2 protein-coding genes are annotated in these 1,794 nt (G+C 75.8%); one reads left to right on the top strand and one right to left on the bottom strand.

All coding sequences use genetic code 11. The features are described from left to right. Window positions 1–139: 139 nt before the first annotated feature. Window positions 140–1,048 carry a helix-turn-helix domain-containing protein gene (locus ACSNOD_RS30910; RefSeq protein ID WP_436770390.1) on the top strand — a complete coding sequence of 303 codons (909 nt, stop codon included), beginning with the start codon at window positions 140–142 and terminating at the stop codon, window positions 1,046–1,048. Between the two features lie 364 nt (window positions 1,049–1,412). Here ACSNOD_RS30910 and ACSNOD_RS30915 read toward each other — a convergent pair. Continuing rightward, a partial coding sequence (locus ACSNOD_RS30915; RefSeq protein ID WP_436770391.1) for a hypothetical protein occupies window positions 1,413–1,794 on the bottom strand: 382 nt, incomplete at its 5' end.

Raw genomic sequence — 1,794 nt, forward strand, 5'->3', positions numbered from 1 at the left:
CCTGCCGCAGCATGGACCGCGCCGCGCCGCGCCGCGCCGTGCCGTGCCATGTCGTGCCCGCGCCCGTGCCATGTCGCGCCGAGCCGAGGCCGGGCGAGCGGCCGGCACGCATCCGGCACCTCGCACGGAAAGGGCGGGCATGCAGCGTTGGGCGGACCCGCACAGAGGCGTGGAGACGGTGTGGGCGCTGCCCTGCCCCCGGCTGCGCCCCATGGTCCACCGCTATCGCGGCCATCGGCTGGCACTGGACCGGCCCAGACGGCGGCTCGAACTCCCCTCGGGCGCGATCACGCTCGTCCTGGGTTTCGAGGGCGAGCTGCGGGTCTCGGACGTGGCCGGCGCGGTCGCCGGCCTTGAGGGGCCCTCGGACGCGTCGCGCGCGCCGGCTCGCAGGTCGCTGCTGTCCCCGCTGCGCACGCGGGGCTCCGTCGGGGAGCACAGCGGCCGGCTCCACGGCATGGAGGTGGTTCTCGCGCCCTGGGCGGCCTTCGGCCTGTTCGGGGTGGCCATGCACGAGTGGGACGAAGGCATCGTCGACCCCCGCGAGCAGCTCGGCCAGCGCGTCGACGAACTGACGGACGCGCTGAGCGCGCTCACCGACTGGCGGGAGCGGTTCGAGCTGCTCGACACGGTCCTCGCGCAGTGGGCGGAGCGGGGGCTCGCCTGCTCGCCGCGCGTCCTCTGGGCCTGGAACGAGCTGTGTCGTACGGGGGGAGCGGTGCCCATTCGCCGGCTCGCCGCCCGGACGGGCTGGGGCTGGCGGCAGTTCGACAGCCGCTTTCGGGAGCAGATCGGGCTGCCGCCCAAGTCGGCGGCGCGCATCCTGCGGCTGCGCCGCGCGCTGCGTCTGCTCTCCCATGGGCGTTCGCCGGCCCAGACCGCGATCATCTGCGGCTTCTCCGACCAGGCGCATTTCAGCCGGGAGACGAAACGGATGACGGGCTACTCGCCCGGCCGGCTGCTCAGCGCCCGCGCGTGCCTGGCCCAGGCCCCGGCGGCCGACGACCGGATGGAGGGCGAGGTCACCAGCGTGCTGCTCGCCACGTGAACCCGTACGGCGCCTGACCCCGCGGGCCACGTGAACCCGTACGGCGCCCGAACCCGTACGGCGCTTGAGACCGCACGGCATCCGGGCCCGCGCCGCGCCTGAACCCGCGCTGCCAATTTCTTCAAGACCGCCCCGGGGCGCGTGAAGAGAATGGAGGCGGGTCCTCAACCGGCATCGCGTCCGGGGGAGGGGGACCGACCCGCGATGGGTAGGCGTGCCGCCGTGCCGGTGAACCCGGTGCGGTACGGCACAGGGGACATCGCGGAACCGGGCGGCGCACGCTCCTGTGTCGGGGGGACGGGGGCGGTGCCGCCCACCCTCGTTCGGGCCGTTCCTCGTTCCGGTCGGCCCGCGCCGCTTCCCTCTAGGGCGCCCGGAACCGCAGCCCCCTGGGGGTCGCGTGGAAGCCGGCCGCCTCCAGCAGCCGGGAGAAGGGTGAGCCGAGCACGGGTGAACCGTTGACGCGCTCGACCGTGAGCGTCCCCACCGCCCCCGACGCGGCCGCCTGGACGAGCGCCTCCGTGGCGGCCGACTGCCGGGGGTCGTCCTCGGGCGCCTTCGAGCCCGCCGTGGGCCAGGCGAGCAGCGTCTTGCCGCCGCGCTCCACGTAGAGGGCCAGCTCCCCGTCGACCAGCACCACCAGCGCGCCGGCCTTGCGGCCCGGCTTGTGGGCGGCGCCGGTGGGCGGCTCGGGCCACGGCAGGGCGGCCCCGTACGCGTTCGCCGGGTCCGCGGCGGCCAGCACC

The sequence above is a fragment of the Streptomyces sp. URMC 123 genome, assembly GCF_051386515.1.
GTDB lineage: Bacteria > Actinomycetota > Actinomycetes > Streptomycetales > Streptomycetaceae > Streptomyces.